Origin of the sequence: Rheinheimera baltica, from assembly GCF_030731985.1 — a bacterium.
Taxonomy (GTDB): domain Bacteria; phylum Pseudomonadota; class Gammaproteobacteria; order Enterobacterales; family Alteromonadaceae; genus Alishewanella; species Alishewanella baltica.
Genome location: NZ_JAPJDY010000025.1, coordinates 1 through 1,196, shown reverse-complemented (window position 1 = coordinate 1,196; position 1,196 = coordinate 1). Strand labels below are relative to the sequence as shown.

Below are 1,196 nucleotides of genomic sequence, written 5' to 3'. Positions count from 1 at the left end.
TTTTCGCCTTTCCCTCACGGTACTGGTTCACTATCGGTCAGTCAGGAGTATTTAGCCTTGGAGGATGGTCCCCCCATATTCAAACAGGATGTCACGTGTCCCGCCTTACTCGTTTTCATCTATGGTTAGTTTTCGTGTACGGGGCTATCACCCTGTGCCGCTGTGCTTTCCAACACATTCCACTAACACCCCATAGACTTAAGGGCTAATCCCCGTTCGCTCGCCGCTACTAGGGGAATCTCGGTTGATTTCTTTTCCTCTGGGTACTTAGATGTTTCAGTTCCCCAGGTTCGCCTCATACAGCTATGTATTCACTGTATGATGACCACTTATGTGGCCGGGTTTCCCCATTCGGACATCGTTAGCTCAAATGCTTGTTACTAGCTCGCCAACGCTTTTCGCAAGTTACTACGTCCTTCATCGCCTCTGACTGCCAAGGCATCCACCGTATACGCTTAGTCACTTAACCATACAACCCAAATGAGTTTCACTTGCGTGAACTATTCGCGGTAGATCGCAACTAGCTGGTTTTTACTTGTCTCACTCCCGACCAGGAAGTGTGACTCGCCTTAGTTTTTAGAATATTCAAGACACTTAAACAGTGTTTTGAGAACTCAATGTTCAATACATTACGTATTGAACGATTTGTAATTAACACAACGACAGACATCATCATGTTAAATACTATCAGCTTTCCAAATTGTTAAAGAACAATGCATACCGGCTTGCGGCGCATTTCACTCTACCCGCTCTTATTCAGAGCAAGGTCAACAAGTAATCTGTGTGAACACTCAGCAAATATTGAGTTAGTCGTATAGGTAAGGAGGTGATCCAGCCCCAGGTTCCCCTAGGGCTACCTTGTTACGACTTCACCCCAGTCATGAACCACAAAGTGGTGAGCGTTCTCCCGAAGGTTAAACTACCCACTTCTTTTGCAGCCCACTCCCATGGTGTGACGGGCGGTGTGTACAAGGCCCGGGAACGTATTCACCGTGACATTCTGATTCACGATTACTAGCGATTCCGACTTCATGGAGTCGAGTTGCAGACTCCAATCCGGACTACGACGTACTTTGTGAGATTAGCTCCACCTCGCGGCTTTGCAACCCTCTGTATACGCCATTGTAGCACGTGTGTAGCCCTACTCGTAAGGGCCATGATGACTTGACGTCGTCCCCACCTTCCTCCGGTTTATC

Annotated in this window: 2 rRNA genes; both read right to left on the bottom strand. The window is 47.7% G+C overall.

Annotation, left to right across the window (positions count from 1 at the left end):
• Positions 1-469 (bottom strand): 23S ribosomal RNA (locus tag ORJ00_RS18955); the annotation flags it as partial.
• A gap of 350 nt (positions 470-819) precedes the next feature.
• Positions 820-1,196, bottom strand: a 16S ribosomal RNA gene (locus ORJ00_RS18950); the annotation flags it as partial.